Source organism: Streptomyces sp. NPDC090994, from assembly GCF_044768905.1.
GTDB lineage: Bacteria > Actinomycetota > Actinomycetes > Streptomycetales > Streptomycetaceae > Streptomyces.
Window position 1 is genome coordinate 251,421 of the sequence record NZ_JBIVWS010000008.1, and the last position, 19,637, is coordinate 271,057.

Below are 19,637 nucleotides of genomic sequence, written 5' to 3' on the forward strand. Positions count from 1 at the left end.
CTGACCACACACATAGTGTGTATGCTCAGCATATGCGCCGACGTCACTCCTCCGTGCTGTCTGCCCTGCCCTTCCGCCTCAGCCAGCGCCTCGTCGTCCCGGTCGTCTGTGTCTGCGTGACCTTCATCGCGATCGTCGACGGCGCGATCACCACCGTGGCACTGCCCTCCATCGCCCGGCAGTTCGAGCTGACGACGGCGGCCCTGGACGGGGTCGTCGTGGTCTACCCGGTCTGCCTGGCGATGGCCATACCCGCCTCCGCGTGGCTGGTCGAGCGGTTCGGCGGCAAACGTGTGCTGCTGGCCGCGCTCGTCGGGTTCCTCGTGTCGTCGACCCTGTGCGGGCTGGCCGCCGGCCTCGGTCAACTCGTCGCCTACCGCGCCGTCCAGGGCCTGTCCGCCGGACTGCTGCTGCCCGCCTCGGCGGCGCTGCTGTTCAGCACCTTCACCGCCTCCGAGCAGGTACGCGTCTCCCGGTACACGATCGTCCCGCAGCAGATCGCCCCGGCGGTCGCGCCGATCCTGGGCGGGCTGCTGGTGGACCACCTGTCCTGGCGGTGGGTGTTCTACGTCAACGTGCCGGTCGGCCTGCCGGCCGTACTGTTCGGCGCGCTGTTCCTGGCCGGGCACCACGGCGGCCGGCCGGGCCGCTTCGACCTGCCGGGTCTGCTGCTGAGCGCGGCGGGTCTGGGCGCCGCGATGTTCGGCGTCTGCGAAGGCCCCAACCGTGGCTGGTCGTCGGCCGCCGTCATCGTCTCCCTGGCCGCGGGCGCGGTCCTGCTGGCCGCCGCGGTCGTCCACGAACTCCGCGTCCGCGTCCCTCTGTTGAAGATACGGCTGTTCGCCGACCGCCTCTTCCGCGACACGAACCTGCTCAACCTGGTCGGCCTGGTGCCCATCCTCGGCGCCATGTACCTGGGGCCGCTCTTCCTGCAACAGGCCCAGGGCCGCAGCGCGTCGGAGTCCGGCACGGCCACCTTTCCCGAGGCGTTCGGCGTGCTGCTGACCGTCCAGGTCGTCGGTGTGCTGTACGCCCGTATCGGCCCGCGTCTCATCGTCGGCTGCGGCACGGCCGGCGTCAGTGTCGTGCTGCTGCTGTTCGCCACCTGCGACGCGGACACGAGCCTGTGGACGTTCCGCCTCTACATGTTCCTGCTCGGGCTGTGCATGGGCTGCTTCTTCATCCCGACGACGGTGGCCTCCCTCGCCACCGTCGACCCGCGGGACCTGTCGCACGCCACCACGCTGAACACCGTCGTCCGGCAGACCGGCGGCGCCCTCGCCCCGGCCGTGGTCACCACCGCCCTCGTCCTGGGCACCCCGCCCGCCGCCGTGGCGGACCCGCCGGTCACCGCCTACCAGCAGGCGTACCTGGTGCTGGCCGCGCTGGCCGCGATCACCGCGGTCTTCGCCTTCACCCTCCCCGACGGCCCCGCCCGCGCCGCGGCCCGCGGCACGACCACGGCCGCCGCCCGGCCACTCCGGTCCGGGGACGCCCGGAGCCTGCCGACTCCCCCTGACGTACGACCCCTGACGCAACGCGGCGACGCGTAATGCGATGACGCGGTGACGCACGACGCGGTGACGCGGGACCGTGACACCCTTGCCGCGGGCCCTCCACCCGCTCTGCCGGGCAACGAACCGACCGACGATGCCGGCCTCTCACGCAGGGCCCGGATCCTCGGCGGCCGTCGAGGACCAGTTGGCCGGCACGACGTATGGCGTACGTGTGACGTACGTGGTCCGAGCGGCGCCCGCACCCGTGGCGGGTCTGCCCTCCGGACGCCTCTGCCGCGACTCGCTGTCGGCCGCTTCCGGGACGTCACCGGGCAGGCGTGCTGAGATTGTTTCTACAGTGCTGTAGATTTCCGTTCATGCTGGCGGCACTCACCCGTGCGGCCATGACGGCATGGAGGGATGAGACATGGGGGTTCCCTGCCGCCCGGGCCGAAGACGGCCCTCGGCGAGTCGGTACCGAGACGGGCGGAGCGCGGCCGGATGACCAGCGAGCCGCGCCTCCGACCGGAGGACCGCGCCGACGTCGAGCGGCTTGTGCGCCAGACCCTGGACGCCGGGTCCGGTCCCGAAGGAGGGAGCAGCCGGCCTCTGCTGTGGCAGGCGTTGCGGGATGTCGAGGAGATCGCGGCTGCCGCCGGCGACGAGTACCGCGCCTACCTCACGGCCAAGGGCGCGCGCCCCGCGCCCCGCCGTCCCCTGTGGGATGCGTTCGCCGTGCTCACGCCCCTGGTGTCGGCCACGGCGGCGGCCCTCCTCCTGCTGACCGGTTACCTCCTGCGGCTCGCCGGCACGGCCGCCCACTGGGCCTCGACGATGGTGACGACCGGTTGGCTGTGCGCCCTCGTCGCCGTGGTCTCCGGCGCCGTAGGCTTGTGGACCGTACTGCGCACCGCCCTGAACCGGCCCGCGCCGGACCCGGGTGACGGCGAGGCAGCGGTGACCGCCGCCCGCGAGCGGTGGCGGCGGGCCCTGCTGGACCGGGGCCTGCTGCCCTATCTCGAACGCCGCTCGTCCCTGGCCCAGCGCTCAGCGGCACCCCGGCCGGGAACGCCTCACACGTCCACCACCTCCACCACAGACAAGGAGACGACCGGTGTCGGTCAATCTGAGTAAGGGACAGCAGGTCAGCCTGAGCAAGGCGGACGGCACCGCGCTGACCGCCGTCCGCATGGGACTCGGCTGGCAGTCCGCACCCCGCAAGGGCTTCCTGGCCAAGCTGACCGGCCCCCGCGCCATCGACCTGGACGCCTCCGCGCTCCTCTTCTCCCGCGGACAACTGGCCGACGTCGTCTTCTTCCAGCACCTGAGCAGTGACGACGGCTCCGTACGGCACCTCGGTGACAACCTCACCGGAGGCAGCGGCGCCGGCGGCGACGACGAGACCGTCCTCGTCGACCTCGGACGCGTGCCCGGACACGTCGACCACATCGTCTTCACGGTCAACTCCTTCACCGGGCAGACGTTCGCCGAGGTGCAGAACGCCTTCTGCCGTCTGGTCGACGAGACCACCGGCGAGGAACTGGCCCGCTACACCCTCAGCGGCGGGGGCCCGCACACGGCCCAGATCATGGCCGCGCTCCACCGCGAGAGGGGCGGCTGGCAGCTGAAGGCCATCGGAGAACCCGCCACCGGCCGCACCTTCCAGGACCTGCTCCCGGCCATCGCCACCCACCTCTGACAAGTGCGACGGTGGCTCCTCGTGGCGGCCTGTGCCCTGGTGCTGTGCACCGTCGTACGGGCCACCGGCACACTCCCGTCGGACGGGCCACCGTCCTCGGCAGACCCGTCCGGCACCCCGTCCGCCGCCTACCCGCCGGCCCCGGCCCCCTCTTCGTCGTACGACCCCGCTCAGTACGCGCCCCAGGTCCGGGCCCGCGCGCGGGAGACCGGCGTCAACGCGCGGCTGCTGATGGCGATCCTCTACAACGAGGCGTACAAGCCGCACGACCCCGGCCTGGAGAGGGCCTGGCAGCGGTACAAGCCGGACGCGGCCTTCGGCATCGCCAACATGCACCGGGCCGCTTTCGAGGAGGTGCGTGAGGGCCGGGACTTCGCCGGCCGCCGCTGGGAGGACCTGGCCGACGACCGGGACCTCGCCGTCGAGGCCGAGGCCTGGTACGTCCACGACCTCGCCGCCCGGCTGCCCGCCGACCGGACCGCCGCATACACCGAAGAGGAACTGCTGGCCCTCGGCTACAACACCGGCCCGGCCGGCATGCTCGCCTTCGCCCGCGGTGCGGCCCCCGGCGACCAGGCGCGGTCGTACCTGGAGAGGCTGCACGAGAACTGGGGCAGGGCGGGGAAGGCGGTCGGCGCGGGCTGAGCATGTGAAACCCCGCCCCACCGGCAGGACCACGACCGCCGCACCGTGGTCCTCAGTCTTCCGTCTTCCGTCTTCCGTCCTCCGTCCTCCGTCCTCCTCCTCGACGGAACCCGCACTGCTGTCAGGCAGTGCCGACCGCGCTCAGTGGCCGATCCGGTCCAGCTCCGCGAGGTCCTCGTCGGAGAGCGGGAGTCCCGCGCCGACGACGTTCTCGCGCAGGTGCGCCACCGAAGAAGTACCGGGAATGAGCAGGATGTTCGGCGACCGCCGCAGCAGCCAGGCCAACGCGACCGACATCGGCGTCGCCTCCAGCCGGGCGGCCACGGCGGAGAGTGCCGTGGACTGCAGCGGGGTGAAACCGCCGAGCGGGAAGAAGGGCACGTAGGCGATGCCCTTGCCGGCGAGGTCGTCGATCAGCGCGTCGTCCTGGCGGTGGGCGAGGTTGTACATGTTCTGCACGCACACGATCGGTGCGATCGTCAGCGCCTCGGCGACCTGTTCCGCGGTCGCGTTGCTCACTCCGAGGTGCCGGATCAGGCCCTGCCGCTGGAGTTCGACGAGGGTCTCGAACGGCTCGGCGAGGGAGCCCGGCCGGGGGCCCTGGGCGTCGCCGAGCCGGAGATTGACCACGTCGAGCGCGTCGAGGCCGAGGTGTTCCAGGTTCGCGTGCACGGCGCGGCGCAGGTCCTCGGGCCGCCGCGCGGGCGGCCAGCCCCCCTGCTCGTCACGGACCGCGCCGACCTTGGTCACGAGGCGCAGCGACTCGGGATAGGGGTGCAGCGCTTCGCGGATCAACTGGTTGGTGACGTGCGGTCCGTACGCGTCGGCGGTGTCGATGTGGGTGATCCCCAGCTCGGCGGCCTCGCGCAGCACGGCGAGCGCACCGTCGTGGTCGGCAGGCGGGCCCATCACGCCGGGGCCGGCGAGCTGCATGGCGCCGTAGCCGAAGCGGGTGACGGTCAGATCGCCCAGGGACCAGGTGCCGCCGGGCAGTGACGCGGGAGATGTGTTCATGCTGTCGTGTCTTTCCTGCTGAATCGGATCACGGGAAGGTGCTTGCCACTTGACAGGCCCGCTCGTCGGGCGGGCCCTCGCTCGCTCCTGCCGTCGATGTTCGCCCGGGGGTGAACGGCGCGGCCAATACCGGTGCGGTGCTCTGTCATACCGGGCAGGTATCACCGCGTTACGCTCTGGTCATGGACACCCTGGAGACCCGCGAGCTGAGGTACTTCCTGGCCGTTGCCGAGCAACTGCACTTCGGCCGCGCCGCCGAACGCCTCGGCATGGCCCAGCCGCCGTTGTCCCGGGCGATCCAGCAGCTCGAACGGCGCCTGGGCGTCCGCCTGCTGGAGCGCGACCGCCGCGGCGTCGCCCTGACCAGTGCCGGAGAGATGCTGCTGCACGAGGGCCGCGCGGCCCTGGACGCGGTCACCGCCGCCGCACGCCGCGCCCGCCGCGCCGGTGGTGCGGACAGCCCGGGCGGCCCCCGCAACCGCCTGGTGCTGGCGGTGAAGGCCGGCGACTCCCACGAACTGCTGCACAAGCTCCTCGACGTCTACGCGGCCGAGCCCGACGCCGCCGAGATCGAGGTGCTGCCGAGCGGCACGTGCGAGCAGGGGGAGATGCTGCGCGACGGCCGTGCGGACGCGGCGCTCATGCACGCGCCGTTCAACTCCCTCACCGGGTTCGACAGCGAGGAACTGATGACCGAGGGCCAGATCGCCGTCCTGCCCGCCAGGCACCCCCTCGCCGCCCACCGGAGCCTGTCCCTGGCCGACATCAGCGACGTCCCCGGACTTCCGCTCGCCCGCTGGTCCCGCGACGGCACGTACCCGCCCGGTCCGGGGCCCGAGATCCACGACCAGACGCAGCTGGCCCAGCTGATCGCCCTCGGACGCACCATGGCCGTCTACCCGGAGTCGGCCCGCGCCTGGCTGTGGGCCGAGCACGCCGCCGTCCCCCTGTCCGACGCGCCCCCGGTCGTCACCCACCTCGCCTGGCCCGCGCACAGCCGCTCCCTCGCCCTCGCCGGACTGATCCGCACGGCCACCCGGCTGTGACGGCCCACGCCCCGGCCCACCACGCGATCCGGACCCGACCCCGACCGCGTCGGCGGCCGTCGGTTACTTGGCCGCATACCGATCTCCGCGAACATCAGCCTTGATGTCTCCGGTCCGCCGCCGGCGAGGAGACGGCGGCGGTCGCCGGGCCACTGCGGGCTGGGCAGACCCCCAGACGTCCGGTCGCCGCAGGGGTGCCGCGTGCCGTGTGCCGTGGCATCGGGTCGGCACGGAAGAGGCCCCTTGACGCCCTCGCTGTGGAGCTGCCGGGGCGCCCGCCTTCACCGGCGGCTGGTCCGGCTCAGATCGTGGGACGCACTCTGGTGAGCGGCCCGTGGTGCGATCCGTGCGGCATCGACAGAAGTGACGAGGTCGTGCGCCTGTGCGCCGGCCTCGGCTCCCGCTACGGAGTGGCGCGGGCGTGCTGCGTGGCCGGCAGCGCGTTGTCCAGGAGGATCTCCGCCGCTGTCCGCGCATGCCGGCCGTAGTCCGAGTCGCCCAGCACCATGGCGCGGCTGGCGGCGCCGTCCGCGAGGGTCACGAGCTGCTCGGCCAGGGCGGCGGGCTCGCGGCAGCCCAGTTCCGCTACCAGCTCGGCCACCAGCCGCACCATCAGCAGTTTTTGTTCGCGGGCGTAGGAGTGAACCGCGTTCTGCGGATCGGGGAACTCCACAGCGGCGTCGATGAACGGGCATCCGCGCACGAAATCCGTGCCCGCCGGCGGCGGGTCGAACAGTGTGAGGACGCGCTCCCTGGCGGGGACGTCCTCGCGCGTCAGCGCTCCCTCCAGGGTGCGCCCCGCCGAGGCGAGGTCCTTGAGGTGAGCGAGGACCAGCTCGTCCTTGGTGCGGAAGTGCGCGTAGAGGGTGCGCTTGGACACCGGTGCCCGCTCCGCGATCTGCTCCATGCCGGTCGCGTTGATCCCCTGGACCGCGAACAGTCCGGCCGCGGCGGCCAGGATGCGCTCCCGTCCTCCGCGCCCCTGCCGTCGAGACGCCGTTGTCACCGTGGTCATGACGTAAGTATACGACCTCGTTTACTTCAGTGAGGCGGCTGGCTATAGTGCGACCTCAGGTAAACGTTCCCGTTTACTTAAGTGATCCTGAGGAGAGTTCCATGAGCAGGCCGGTCTTCACCCGGACGCGCACGAGCGAGACACCCGTCGGCGGGACGCGGACGGGCGGGACGCGAACGTGGGAGTACGCCGAGCAGTTGATCCGCGGGCGCCGCGCGACCCGCGCGTTCCGCCCCGACCCGGTACCCCAGGACACTCTGCGCCGGATCTTCTCCCTGGCCGGTGCCGCGCCGTCCAACTCCAACGCGCAGCCGTGGCGGGTCGAGGTGGTCGGCGGCGCACGGCGGGACCGTCTGGCCGACGCCCTGCGAACGGCCCACGCCGAGCGACGCGTCACGGCCGACTACCCGTACTCCGAGGACATGTACGCCCCCGTCCACCGGGAACGGCGGACCGCCTTCGGCGCCGACCTGTACGGAGCGCTGGGCATCGGCCCCGAGGACCACACCGCCCGCGCGGCCTACGACGCGGAAAGCCTGGGCTTCTACGGGGCGCCCCATGCCGCGTTCCTGTTCGTCACCGGCGACGGCGGACCGCGACTGGCCGCCGACGCCGGTGCCTATCTGCAGACGCTGCTGCTGGCCATGACCGCCTACGGCGTGTCCAGTTGCCCGCAGGGCCTGCTCAGCTTCTACGCCGACACCGTCCGCGACCACCTCGGCGTGGACGACGGCAAACTGCTCGTGGGCATCTCCTTCGGCTACGCCGACGAGAACGCGCCGGTGAACCGGGTCGCGACCGGCCGGGCGACTCTGGACGCGACCACCACGTTCCACGGTTAGGGTCCGCCGGCGGGCGGACGACCCGGACACGGCGACCAGTCTCCTCGACGAAGCGGTCTTCCAGATGACCGGTCTCGAGGGACCGGCTCCGGCCCTGACGCTCCGCGATGCCCCCGTCAGGCATCGCCGGGGCAGTTCGCCGAGGGCCTGTCGGGTATGGGGGCGGGTCAGTTTCTGTGGCCGTTGCGCAGTTCCAGGTGTTCGGCTTCGAAGCGTGCACGGAAGCCGCGGTCGTGCGAGACCGCGACGACTGCTCCCGGGTACGCCGTGAGCGCGGCTTGGAGGTCCTCGACCAGGTCGGGTGCGATGTGATTGGTCGGCTCGTCGAGGACGAGGAGGTCCGCGGGCCGGGTCACCAGGGCCGCGATCTGCAGCCGCCGTTTCTGCCCCACGGACAGGGAGGCGACCGGGACGTCCAGGTCCTGTTCGCGGAACAGGCCCAGGGACAGGAGCTGTTCGGCGTACTCGTCCGGCAGCCCGGGCCGTCCGGCGGCGAACGCGGCGAGCAGCGGCAGCCGCGTGGCGTGTACGGGCAGCTCCTGGGCGAGGTAGCCGGTCCGGGCAGGGCGGCGCGCCGTGCCCGCGTCCGGCTGCAGGTCGCCCGCCAGGACGCGAAGCAGCGTCGACTTGCCCGCGCCGTTCTCGCCCGTGACAAGGAGACGCCCTCCGGGCTCGATCGTCAGGAGTCCGTCCAGCCGCAGCCGTTCTCCGACCCGTACGTTGTCGAGCTCGGCGAGTGTGCCCGGGGCAGGGCCGTCGGCCGGCGACGCCGGCGCTGTCGTGAACCGCAGCGGTGCCGGAGGCTTTGCCACCGGGTTGCGCCGCAGCCGGTCCAGGCGCTCCCGCACCGAGCGCACCTGTCCGCCGAGCTTCGCCTCGCTGGAACGGCGGTGCTTGCCGAAGCCCTGCTTCGGGTCACGGCCGGTGGCGGCCAGCCGTCTGCCGGCGGCCTCCAGCAGTTCCTCGGTGCGGGCCACCTGTTCGGCCCAGTCCGCGTACCGCTGCTCCGCCGCGCGCCGGGCGGCGGCCTTCGCGGCGCGGTAGCCGGCCCACCCGTCGCCGTACCGGCGCACGGTGCGCTCGTCCCGGTCGACCTCGAGGATCGTGGTGGCGATGCGCTCGAGGAAGCCGCGATCGTGGGTGACCGCGATGACGGTGCCGGGATGTGCGCGCAGGTGTTCCTCCAGCCAGTGCACGGCGGCGGCGTCGAGGTGGTTGGTCGGTTCGTCCAGGAGCAGCAGTTCGGGGGCGGCGGCCAGGACACAGGCGAGCGCGAGGCGCGCCTGCTCGCCGCCGGACAGTGAGCCGAGCGGGCGTTCCCGGGTGATCCGGGCCAGTCCGAGCCCGTGCATGGCGGCTTCCACACGGGCGTCCGCCACGTATCCGCCGCGTTCCTCGTACGCGGTCAGCAGCTCGCCGTAGGCGGCGAGTTCCTCGTCCGTCGCCTCGGCGAGGGACTCCTCTGCCGCACGGAGTCCCCGCTCCATGGCGCGCAGTTCGGTCAGAGCGAGGTCGACGGCGTCCTGCACGGTGCGGTCCGCGTCGAGGCCGGGGGTCTGGGCGAGGTGGCCGGTTCCGCCGGGGAAACGGACGGTGACTTCCCCGGCGTCCGGCCTCTCGACCGTGGCGAGCAGCCGCAGCAGGGTGGATTTGCCGGAGCCGTTGTCACCGACGACGGCGGCTTTCTCGCCCGGCCGGACAGTGAAGGAGACCTGGTCGAGGACGGTCCGGGTGCCGTACGACTTGGTGACGGACCTGACCGACAGCTGCGCCACATCGGAGACGGTGGTGGGCAGGGCGGTGCGAGCGCGGTCGCGCATGGGACTTCCCCTGGCATGCGTGAGGTCTACGGGCAGCAGAAACGGCGGCATGGGCCGTGCCCGGACTCAGACGAAGAAGAGGAAAGCCATGCCCCCACCATAACAAGACGAAGCGTCTCGTCTCAATAGGTGCGGGCCGAGAAGTCCGTGCTGTGCTGGTGCGCCACCGACCCGTACGGCACCTTCCGCCCGAACGCGAACAGGCGCCTCGGCCTGGAGCGCGGCGCCCTGCTCACCGGGGGAGAAAGATGCGGGCCGCCACTCATCGGCGCTGTGTGCCCGGCCGGGCCGCGTCGGCGGAAGTCTGCGGTCCGGGCTGCTCCTGTCGGGCTCGCCCCGAGCACCGATTCCAGTCAGCAGGTCCGTGGGGTGTCGCCGTCCTGATCGGCCGAGTGAAGCAGTTCGATGACACGTTCCTCGTACCGGACGCGGGCCGGGGAGAAGTCGTACGGCATCTTGCCGATGGCCTCCCTCGGGCTCATCCTCGCCTCGCCTTCCTCCTCGCCGGCGTGCTCGTCCTCCTGGTCCAGAAGGCCGTCGAGGGTGTCGTCCAGGCCGGATCTGTCGATGGCGGCTCCCAAGGCGGTCTCATGAGCACACCGCTGGGCAGCCAGGTCTTCGACGCGGGGGTCGTCGGGGGACATGGTGTCGTCCAGGGCCGCCTCGGCCTCGGCCAGACGGTCTTCCTCGGCCCGCAGCTCGGGGTGGCTGGCCAGGACGATGAACCGGTTGGCCTGGACGGCGGCGCCCAGAGAGCCGAAGATACGCTCCGTGACCAGAAGGGCATCGAGATCGGCCGGGCGCAGGGACCCGGGCGGCAGATCACGCAGGCGGCCACTGACCACCGGTGAGAGCAGGCCCAGGGGGCTGCCCACCTCGCGGAGGCGGCGCACGGCGGCCCGCTGGGCTTCGATGGCGGCCGCCTTGGAGGCGAGGGACTCCTCCAGCCGGGCCAGGGACTGCTCGATGCCGGTGGCGCCCTCGAAGCCGGCCCGGATGTCGTCCAGGGAGATACCCGCATCAGCCATCTTGCGGATCCACAGCAAGCGGATCATGTCGTCGTATCCGTAGCGGCGGCGGTCGTCGCTGCCGCGTTCCGGTTCGGCGAGGAGCCCGATGGCGTGGTAGTGGCGGACGGCGCGGGGTGTGGTACCGGCGAACGCGGCGGCATCGCCGATCTTGACCCGGCGGGGAATCGCAGGAAGGGGCATGCGCGGAAACCTCTCGATGTCGTGCTCGCCGCCTACTGGACCACATGCCGCTACGGCACATGCAAACCCCGCTGCCGTGGGCGCACCCCGCCCTCCGTGCCATCAGGCCGGCAGCGTCCCTGGTCACAGGCGCGTGGTGCCACCGGCCGCCGGACAGTTTGTCGCTGCTGGCTGGTCGGCCGGCTGCCGCGCAGGGACTGCTCGGTCCACCGGCGCCGGGTCCACCCCGGCACCCAGGGTGGCCTGGCCCGGCCTTCGCTACGACGGCTTCTGCTCCCGGTAGAGCACGAGGTGCTCGTGGTAGAGCACTCCGTCCCGGATGTCGCCCGTGGCGGTGAACCCGGTGTCGTCGACATAGTCCAGGTGGCTGCCGGTCACCGTGTACCGGCCGGTGTACGCGCTGCGCCGCTCGCCGCGGGCTTCGTCGTAGCGGCCGTCCGGCAGCAGCTCCTGACGGATGTGACCGTCCGCGGTCACCCACATCCCGACCACGTCGACGTGGTCGCCCTCAACAGTCCCGGCCATGGCAGGCTCCTCTCCTCGCATGGTGTGGTCCTTCGTGCTCCGTCAAGTCTCACCAGGTGAGCGGCCGTCGACCAGGGCGTGTCCTTCCTGGGTGCGGCACACCCAGGCAGCGCACCGGGCCGCCGCCCAGCCAGGAACACATGGACGACAACCACCCGGGAGACTTCCTGCGCGCACGCCGCACCGGGCCGGGCCGTGAAGAGATGCCGTCCTGGCCGGAGTGAACGCCGGCCACCGCACCCGACCGGGACAGGGCCGCGAGCGCGACCCCTCACCCCGGATGGCCGACGCGGCGCGGACGTTGGTCCGGATCTGCCCGAGGCCGGGCCGGGGATCGGAGAGATCGACGACCTCGAGGACCTCCGGGCCACCGAGCCGGCTGCATCGCGCTGCTCTCATGACGGGCTCCTTCCGCCGCGGACGGAGTGACGGACCACCACCGTCTCCGCCCGCCGCTCGACCCGTACGTGCCAGACGCCGCCGGGAGCGGTGGCCGTACGGTCCGGGTCGGGTCCGGCCGCCACCTCGATCTGCCGGGGGTGGACCTCGGCCAGCCGGGACACATGTTCCTTGACCGCGATCCGGGCGGTCCGCTCGGGCAGCGGCAGTCCGGGCGGCAGCCGGTAGATCCGGGTGGTGGAGCCCGGGAGGAAGTCGAACCGGCGGACCGTGTCCAGCGCGAGCGTGGTGACCCCGTCGTGCGTGGTGGACAGGCCGGCCGTCGCGACGTAGTGGAGCCCGGTCGCGAAGGCCCGCCGGTCCGGCAGGGACACCCGGTCGATCCCCGGCAGCCGCACCAGGATCTCCACCAGCCGCAGTCGCGCCACGACCCGGCCCGCCACCTGCACCTGCGCGTCGATCACGGGCAACAGCCGCTGCCCCTGGTCGAACCCGGCGAACCGGGCCTCGACGCGCACCTCGCCCTGGGCCGGCAGCGGAGCGTACAGGTCCAGCCAGGGCAGCCGGTGCGGATAGCCGACCATGTCCCGGGGCAGGCCGGGAATCCAGCGCCACAGCGACTGGGACGGGACGGCATGCAGGGAACCGTCGAGCAGCCCCTGCCCGAGCGCGCCGAACGGCGCGGCGACCAGCCCGGCGTCGAGCACCGCGCTGGCACCGGTGGGCCCGATCGACAGCGACGTGAGGCAGCGCAGCGCCGGTCCGTGGAACAGCTCGCCGGACTGGTACGGGTCCGGCTGCGGCGCCCCGTCGGCCACCGGCGGCAGCGGCTGCGGGGGCGGTCCCGGGTCCCCGGTCGACGCGGTCGCTTCGGCGATCGTGTCGTACCGGGAGCGCGCGCCGTCCTCCTGCCGCGCGGACAGCCGGACCTCCGTACCTCCGTCGGGCGCGGTACGGGCGTCGGTACGGATCCGGACCGGTCCGGGCAGCGCCAGCCAGCGGTGCAGCCGGACCTCGCGCAGTGCGGTGACGGGCCGTCCGGTGAGCCGGGACGCGGCGGTGGCGAGCTGGTCCACCGTGGTCATCATCGGCACCGCGGGCACCGCGTGGTTGGGACGGTGGTCGTCCAGCCACGTGTCGACGGCCGGGTCCAGGGTGAGTTCGCGGACCGCCGGGTCGCCGTCGACCACCCGGACCCCGATCCCCGGCAGGTGGTAGACCCGCCGGCCGTCGACCCAGAGCCACGCCTCGGCCCGTACGTACCGGCCGCGCGCGTCGGTCCCGTACGCGGTGATCTCGGCCTCGAAGGTCACCAGTCCGTCGGCGGGCACCACCTGCCCCCGGTACAGCCAGCGCACCTCCTGGCCGACGGCCACCGACTCGAACCGGGGGTCGGTCATTCCGGCCCCGGCGTCGCGTTCGACCAGGTACCACTGGAGCAGTTGGACCACGCCTTCGAGGCCCAGTGAGCCGGGCTGCACCGGGTCGGTGAAGAAGTGCGCGCGGAAGTACCAGTCCCCGGCGTCGACCGCCCGTTCGGCCCGCAGCCTGCCGAGGCCGGCCGCGCCCGCCCCGGGCCAGTACCCGGTGATCCGGTCCAGCATGAGCAGCATCGGCCCGGGCAGTCGCAGCGAGCCGCGGCCGTACCGCCCGGACCCGTCCCGCAGGTCCACCACCCGGCCGCAGGGGGCGGCCAGCCGGGCGCGTTCGGCGTCGGAGGGCGGCAGCCCCGGCTGGCGGTCGAACGCCGCCGCCGGGAAGTAGCCGAACACCGTGGACAGTTCCATGACCGGTGCCCGGCCGCCGTCCCCGTCGACCGCCTCGCAGCCGACGTCGAAGGAGACGAGGGTGACGCCGTCGAACTCCGACAGGGACCGCAGTCCGACCCTGGTCCGCAGCGCCCGGGTCCCGGCCGGCACCTCCCGCAGCACGGTGCCGGTCCCCTGGAGGTTGCGGAAGAGCAGCTCGGGGGCGTCCGCCGGCTTCGGCACCAGCAGGCTCGCGGCCATCCCGCACGGCTGCAGGACCACCTCGTTCAGCACCGCGAACGGCATCACCGGGGCGCCGTTCTGCTCGAAGTACCAGACCTGCTCCGGTACGTCGTACTCGGCGAGCAGCCAGGATCCCGGCTCGGGCCGGTCCGGTTCGAGGCCGGCTTCGACGACGCGGGTGACGAACAGGTACGGCGGCCCGGGCAGCCGGGCGCAGCGCCTGCCGTCGTCGTACGGGACCCCGCGGACGCCGAACGCGGTACTGGGCCGGCCCCAGGCGGCGGCCAGCATCCGCGAGTGGTCCAGGGCCGCCCCGGCGACGGTGACCGCCCGCGGGTCGGGGCCCGCGCCACGCAGACCGCCCAGCGCGGGCAGCGGAACGGGATCACCGCTGCTCTGGACGGCCGGCGGGCCCAGCTGACGCCAGTGCTCCAGGGGCCAGTCCGGGACCAGCCGCAGCCCCGCCCCGGCGACGTGGAACGCGGGCAGCCCGTCCACCGTGCACAGCACGTCGGCGCGGAGGGTGGGCCGCGGACCCGCGCGGAGGGCGCTGACGAACACCTCGTAGCGGATCCGCCGGCTGCGCGGGGTGACCTGCCCCCGGCAGCGCATCCGGTAGGGCGCGCCGGGCACCGGTTCGAACCGCCAGCCGTCCCGGTCGACGGTGAAGCCCAGCGCGGTCAGATAGAACGCCATCGCCTGCAGACAGCCCTCGAACATCAAGGTGCCCGGCATGCAGGGATCGTGATGGAAGTGGCCGTCGAAGAACCAGTCGTCGGGCCGGACCGCACGCTCCGCGCGCAGGTAGCCACGGCCCCACGGGCCCCCGGCGGGGTCGAGTTCCGTCACCTCGTCCAGCAGCCGCAGCCGCCCCTCGCCGGTCGCCGGTGTACGGACGTGGGCGCGGGTGGCGTCCCAGCCGGGGCCGAAGCACGCCGCGGGCCGGCCCGCCGCGAACGCACGTACGGCCTCGGGGCCGAAGGAGGCGGCGGCCGGGGCGAGAGCCGGCGGGTCGACCGTTCCCTCCGGCGCCGCTCCCGGGGACCAGCGCACGCCGTCGGAGCCGGCGAGTTCCCCGTCGGTGAAGAAGCCGGCCTGCCCCCCGCGCACCGACAGCCGCAGTTCGTCGCCGACGTAGCAGTCGTTGCGGAAGAAGAACAGCCGTACGCCCTCGTGTTCGGCGTGGCCCTCGACATGGATCTCGTACCGCAAGGTCTCCCCGGCGGCCGGCGGCGGCCCGTGGTAGGTGACCTCGCAGCCCAGCAGGCGGTAGACCCGGTCGCCGTGGTCGCCGTGGTCGAGCAGGTCCACGCCGAGCCGGCTGATCAGCAGCAGGTCGGCCTGACCGGCCTCGATGAACAGACCGGCGGGCATCCGGCCGGCCGGGTCCAGGTACCAGGCGTGCGGGGTCACGTCGGTCTCGGTGTGGACCGTGCCGGTGGACATCGACCCGGGCTCCGCGTCGAGCCGGGTCACCCGGTCCACCAGGAGCATCGGGGGACGCGGCAACCGGGTCTGCCGGTGCCTGCCGTCCTGGGCGCGGAACGCGGGACCGAACACGTCGGAGATCCGCCCGTGCGCCAGATACTCCAGCGTGGCGCGGTCGAACGGCAGGGCGAGCCGGTGAGGTCGTTGACCGGGAGCCGACGCCGGGGTGAGGGGCGGCCGCGGTGTCGCGGGGGCGGTTCCCGGGGCGGGGACCGCGCCGGTCACCAGCCGCCGGGTGCGCAGGAACTCCGCGTGGGACCGGGACTGCCGCTCCAGGTACTCCTGCTGGGCGGCGGCGAGCCGGGCGTGCTGGGCGGCGACCAGCGCCGCCCACGGGGCGACGGACGCGACCGCCGTCCCCGGCAGGGCCGTGCCCCGGGGTCCGGCGGGGATGTCTGCCGTACGCGGGTGTGCGGGTGCTGGACCGCCGTCCAGCGGCCCGGCGGGCAGTGCCGGCGGGGGCACTGAAGGGGCCGCCGTACCCGGGTGTGCGGGTGCCGGGCTGTCGCCGTCCGCCGGCCCGGCGGGCAGCGGCGTCCCCGGCAGGGCCGCGTCCCGGGTCCCGGTGCGGATGTCCGCCGTACTCGGGCGCGCGGGTGCCGGACCGCCGTCCAGCGGCCCGGCGGACAGTGCCGGCGGGGGCAGCGCCGGCGCGGGCCGCATCACCTGCCGCTCCGCCGCCCCGGGTTCGGGCAGCCGGATCGCGGGCGGGTGCGCGGGCACCGCGACCGACGTGCCGGGGGCCGGCGGCAGGTGCGCGGCCGCCGTGAGCCGGTCGAACAGCGGCGCGGGATCCGGACAGACGCCGGCGGCGGTCAGTTCGGCCACCGCGTCGCACAGCCGCGCCAGGCTCCCGCCCGGCGCGTCGAGGGCCACCGCGACGTGGTCACGGCCGGCCAGGATCTGCCGGACCGAGCGGGTGCGCAGCGCCCCCGGGCCGTGCTCGACGAACACCCGGACGCCGTCCGCCCACGCCCGCTCGATCACCTTCGGGTAGTCCACGGTGCCGGTCAGCTGGGTGAGCAGGGCGTCGGCGACGCCGTCCGGGTCGTCGACCGGATACGGCCTGCCCGTGGCCGCGCTGTAGAAGCGGAGCCCCGGGGGCGGGCCGACCGGCCGGCGGTGCAGCGCCCGGAACCCGGCCGCGGCCTCGGCCGCCTCGGGGGCGTGCGCCACCATCCGGTACCCGTCGGACAGCGCGACCCCGGGGCCGATCCGGGCCAGCACCCGCCGGCAGGCCGCCTCCAGTCCGCCGATCACGCAGGTGTCCGGGGTGTCCACCGCGAGCAGGTGGGCCAGTGGCTCGCCGGCCAGGGCGGCCCGCACCTCGGCGGGGACCGCGTGCACCAGGTACTCGGCCCAGGTCCCCTCCTCGACCCCGTGCCGGCGCCAGAAGCGGTGCGCGGCGCGGAACTCCCCGGCCAGCTCGGCGCGGAACACCTCGCTCGCGGAGACCTCCTCGTACATCCCGGCCGCGTCGGACCACACACCCAGCACGAGCAGCGCGGTGGACTCGCCGGAGGAGAAGCCGATCGCCGCGTCCGGCCGCAGGCCGAGCAGCCCCCGGGTGACCTCGCTGTGCAGGGCGGCCAGTTCCGTGGTGGCCCGGATGCGCGCCATGACCGGTACGAGGCCGTCGGCGCCGGCCGGCCGCGGGGGCCGCGCGGGCGGGCCGGCGGGTGAGGCGTCCGCCCCGGTGCCGGGGCCGCGCAGGGCGAGCCGCAGTTCCGCCCCGCACCCCGGATACCCGGCCTGGCCGCTGGGGAAGACGAAGGCCGTCTCCCCGCCCACGGGAGCGTCACGGTAGGCGATCCGGTCCGGGCGCGGCCCGCCGTCGGTCAGCCAGCGGCGGGCCTGCGCCAACCGTTCGGGCAGCGACTCGGCGACCCGGTCCACCACGACCACGAGCCGCGCCGGCCCGGCCCCGGACTGGCGGCCGGCGGCCAGCGCGGCCAGTACGTCGGCACGGTCGGCACCGGAGAAGACGTACGAGCGGGGCGCCACCGGGGACCAGTGCGCGGGCGGGCCCGCCGGACGCAGCCGCACCGACACGGGCGGGGCGCCCAGCACCGTCACCCGGGCGCGGGCGGTGAGCGGCGCGTCGGCCGGGAGAGCGGCCGCGCCCGGCCGGGGCACCGCCTGATGCCGGACCGCGATCGCGGCCACCGCCACCGCGAGCGCCCCGTGCGCGGCGTGCGCCACGCCGAACAGGTCACCGTGGTCATACCGGGGGACGGGGACGGGGGCGGGGACGGAGGCGGGGGAGCCCGGGGCGGTTGTGTCGGGGCCGTCCCCGACCAGCAGGTCCACCGGTGTCTCCGGGTCGTCGTCCTCCGCCAGCAGCGCGAGCACCCGGTCGCCGTCGCGTTCGGCGTCGGCGAGGCGTTTGAGCACCAGGACCACGGCCACGTCCCCGCCGGGCCGCTGATCGCCCAGGGCGCGCAGCGCCGCCCGGTGCACCGGCTCGTGGGAGAGGTCGACCGCGCCGGCCAGCACCGCGTCGGCCTCCCCGGTACGCAGCGCCCGGGCGCCCAGTTCGAGGGCGACCAGGCCGGACGCCTCCTCGGCGCAGACGACGTGACCGGGGCCGCGCAGGCCCAGCTGCACGTTGATCCGGTGGGCGACAAGGTTGGGCATCGTGCCGGACACGGTCGCGGGAACCACCGGTGCGCGGACCGCGTCGGGCCACTCGGGCGTCGGAGCCGGTCCGCCGGAGCGGGTGGTCCAGCCGGGCGCGCGCCAGCGGGAAAGGCACCGTGCGGCCTCCGGATCCGGGCCCATGCCCAGCAGGACCATGGTCCGGTCGGACGGCAGCCGGGTCGCGGCGGCGGCCTCCCGGGCCGCCTCCAGCGCGAGGACCTGCTGCGGCAGCGTCTCGGCGAGGTCGGCCGGGGGGAAGCGCAGCCCGCTCGCCGCGACCTCGACCGAGGACCGGGGACCGGTGTCGGGTACACCGGCCAGGACAGCGTGGCACAGGTCCCGGTAGCCGGTGCCGCTCCCCGCCCTGGCACCGACGGCCACGATCGCCACCCGCCCGTCCGGCCGGGGCGGGACCGGACCGGGCGCCGGGACGGACGCGACCCGGCCGGGCTCCCAGGCGTCCACCACCAGGTGCGCGTTGGCCCCGCCGAACCCGAACGCGCTGACCGCGGCCCGCCGCGGCCCCGGCCACTCCTCGGCCTCCCGCAGCAGCCGCAGCGGCGTTCCGGCGAGCACGTCCAGGGGCGCGTCGGCGTGCAGGGTGGGCGGCCGGACCCCGGCGCCGAGCGCGCCGAGCACCTTGAGCAGCCCGGCGCCGCCCGCCGCCGTCAGCGGGTGTCCCAGGTTGGACTTGACCGACCCGATGGGCACGTCGGCCGCGTCGGCGAACACCGCGCGCAGCACCAGCGCCTCGGCCAGGTCCCCGCCAGGTGTGCCCGGCGCGTGGCACTCGACCAGCGACACCGACCCGGGTACGACGCCGGCCATGGCGTAGGCGGCGCGCACGGCGCGTTCCTGGCCGGCCCGGTCCGGGGCCAGCAGGCCGCCGCCGGCCCCGTCGTTGCTCAGACCGATGCCCCGGATCACCCCCAGGACCGGCATGCCCCGGGCGACCGCGTCCCGCAGCCGGGCCAGGGCGAACAGGGCCGCGCCCTCCGCGGGCACCAGCCCGTCCGCGTCCCGGTGGAAGGGGCGGCTGCGGCCGGACCGGCTCATCGCGGTCAGCGCGCAGAACCCCTGGTGGACGAAGAGGTTGTCGGCGGCGGCCACCGCTCCGGCGAGCATCAGGTCGGCGCTGCCGTCCCGCAGCCGGTCGCAGCCCGCCTTCAGGGCGTACAGCGAGGAGGCGCAAGCGGCGTCCAGGGCGTAGCCGCCGGCGCCGCAACCGAGCGCACGGGCGGCCAGATGGGCGGGGAGCCCGCCGCCGAACCGGTTGCGGGGGTCGGGCCGCGGCGAGTCCGGGAGCCCCGGCAGGCCCTGCCCGGACAGCCAGACGTGCTCGGCGAACCGGGCCATCGCCGTGGTCGGGTAGGCCAGGTTGCCCAGGACGAGGCCGGTGCGGCCCGGGTCGGGGCGGCCCGCGCCGGCCTCGCGCAGCGCCTGCCGGCCGGCGTGCAGCACCCAGCGCAGCGCCCGGTCCAGCGGGGTGATGTCGGCCGGGGCCAGCTCGAACCCGGTGGGGTCGAACGCCGCGTCGAAGCCGTGGACGTAACCTCCGGTGTCGGTCCAGATCCGGTCCGGGGTGCCGGGCGCGCCCAGCACCCTGGACGGGGGCAGGTCCCAGCGTCCGTCGGGCAGCGCCGACAGCGCGGACCGGCCGGCCACGACACCGGCCCAGAACGTCTCCGGGTCGAGCGCACCGGGCAGTACGCAGCCCCGCCCGACGATCGCGACCGGTTCGGCGTCCGCCGCGGGCGGCCGACGCGCGGACGGGGAAGGCGAGGACGGCGGCGGGCACATCAGTCG

12 protein-coding genes are annotated in these 19,637 nt (G+C 74.3%); 6 read left to right on the top strand and 6 right to left on the bottom strand.

From position 1 onward, the window contains the following. Positions 1–116 precede the first annotated feature (116 nt). The 4 genes from ACIQR3_RS19840 (at position 117) to ACIQR3_RS19855 (ending at position 3,840) form a co-directional block, all read left to right on the top strand. Complete coding sequence (locus tag ACIQR3_RS19840) at positions 117–1,553, top strand: DHA2 family efflux MFS transporter permease subunit (protein ID WP_403540568.1); 1,437 nt, start codon at positions 117–119, stop codon at positions 1,551–1,553. A gap of 444 nt (positions 1,554–1,997) precedes the next feature. Continuing rightward, positions 1,998–2,630, top strand: coding sequence for a hypothetical protein (locus ACIQR3_RS19845; RefSeq protein WP_403540506.1), 633 nt, complete (start codon positions 1,998–2,000; stop codon positions 2,628–2,630). After that, the gene (locus tag ACIQR3_RS19850; RefSeq protein WP_403540507.1) at positions 2,611–3,195 is read left to right on the top strand and encodes a TerD family protein; all 585 of its coding nucleotides are present in this window, start codon (positions 2,611–2,613) and stop codon (positions 3,193–3,195) included. Before ACIQR3_RS19845 ends, ACIQR3_RS19850 begins: the two co-directional genes overlap by 20 nt. 21 nt (positions 3,196–3,216) lie before the next feature. After that, positions 3,217–3,840, top strand: a complete 624-nt coding sequence (locus tag ACIQR3_RS19855) for a lytic transglycosylase domain-containing protein (RefSeq protein ID WP_403540509.1) — start codon at positions 3,217–3,219, stop codon at positions 3,838–3,840. A gap of 141 nt (positions 3,841–3,981) precedes the next feature. Here the strand turns inward: ACIQR3_RS19855 and ACIQR3_RS19860 are convergent, their stop codons facing one another. Beyond that, a complete protein-coding gene (locus ACIQR3_RS19860) occupies positions 3,982–4,854 on the bottom strand; it encodes an aldo/keto reductase family oxidoreductase (RefSeq protein WP_403540511.1) in 873 nt (290 codons plus the stop codon). A gap of 182 nt (positions 4,855–5,036) precedes the next feature. Here ACIQR3_RS19860 and ACIQR3_RS19865 point away from each other — a divergent pair, with 182 nt between their 5' ends. Continuing rightward, positions 5,037–5,900 carry a LysR family transcriptional regulator gene (locus tag ACIQR3_RS19865; RefSeq protein ID WP_403540513.1) on the top strand — a complete coding sequence of 288 codons (864 nt, stop codon included), beginning with the start codon at positions 5,037–5,039 and terminating at the stop codon, positions 5,898–5,900. Positions 5,901–6,303: 403 nt separating this feature from the next. Here ACIQR3_RS19865 and ACIQR3_RS19870 read toward each other — a convergent pair whose 3' ends face one another. After that, positions 6,304–6,915, bottom strand: a complete 612-nt coding sequence (locus tag ACIQR3_RS19870; RefSeq protein WP_403540516.1) for a helix-turn-helix domain-containing protein — start codon at positions 6,913–6,915, stop codon at positions 6,304–6,306. Between the two features lie 101 nt (positions 6,916–7,016). Here ACIQR3_RS19870 and ACIQR3_RS19875 point away from each other — a divergent pair, with 101 nt between their 5' ends. After that, the gene (locus ACIQR3_RS19875; protein ID WP_403540518.1) at positions 7,017–7,757 is read left to right on the top strand and encodes a nitroreductase; all 741 of its coding nucleotides are present in this window, start codon (positions 7,017–7,019) and stop codon (positions 7,755–7,757) included. A gap of 167 nt (positions 7,758–7,924) precedes the next feature. On the opposite strand, the gene abc-f is transcribed toward ACIQR3_RS19875, so the two are convergent. The 4 genes from abc-f to ACIQR3_RS19895 form a co-directional block, all read right to left on the bottom strand. Beyond that, complete coding sequence (gene abc-f, locus ACIQR3_RS19880) at positions 7,925–9,577, bottom strand: ribosomal protection-like ABC-F family protein (protein WP_403540521.1); 1,653 nt, start codon at positions 9,575–9,577, stop codon at positions 7,925–7,927. Between the two features lie 353 nt (positions 9,578–9,930). Next, positions 9,931–10,788: a MerR family transcriptional regulator gene (locus tag ACIQR3_RS19885; protein WP_403540522.1), complete on the bottom strand. Its 858-nt coding sequence runs from the start codon at positions 10,786–10,788 to the stop codon at positions 9,931–9,933. 258 nt (positions 10,789–11,046) lie between these two features. Then, complete coding sequence (locus ACIQR3_RS19890; RefSeq protein WP_403540524.1) at positions 11,047–11,313, bottom strand: Atu4866 domain-containing protein; 267 nt, start codon at positions 11,311–11,313, stop codon at positions 11,047–11,049. A gap of 395 nt (positions 11,314–11,708) precedes the next feature. Next, positions 11,709–19,631, bottom strand: coding sequence for a beta-ketoacyl synthase N-terminal-like domain-containing protein (locus tag ACIQR3_RS19895; protein WP_403540527.1), 7,923 nt, complete (start codon positions 19,629–19,631; stop codon positions 11,709–11,711). Positions 19,632–19,637 lie beyond the last annotated feature (6 nt).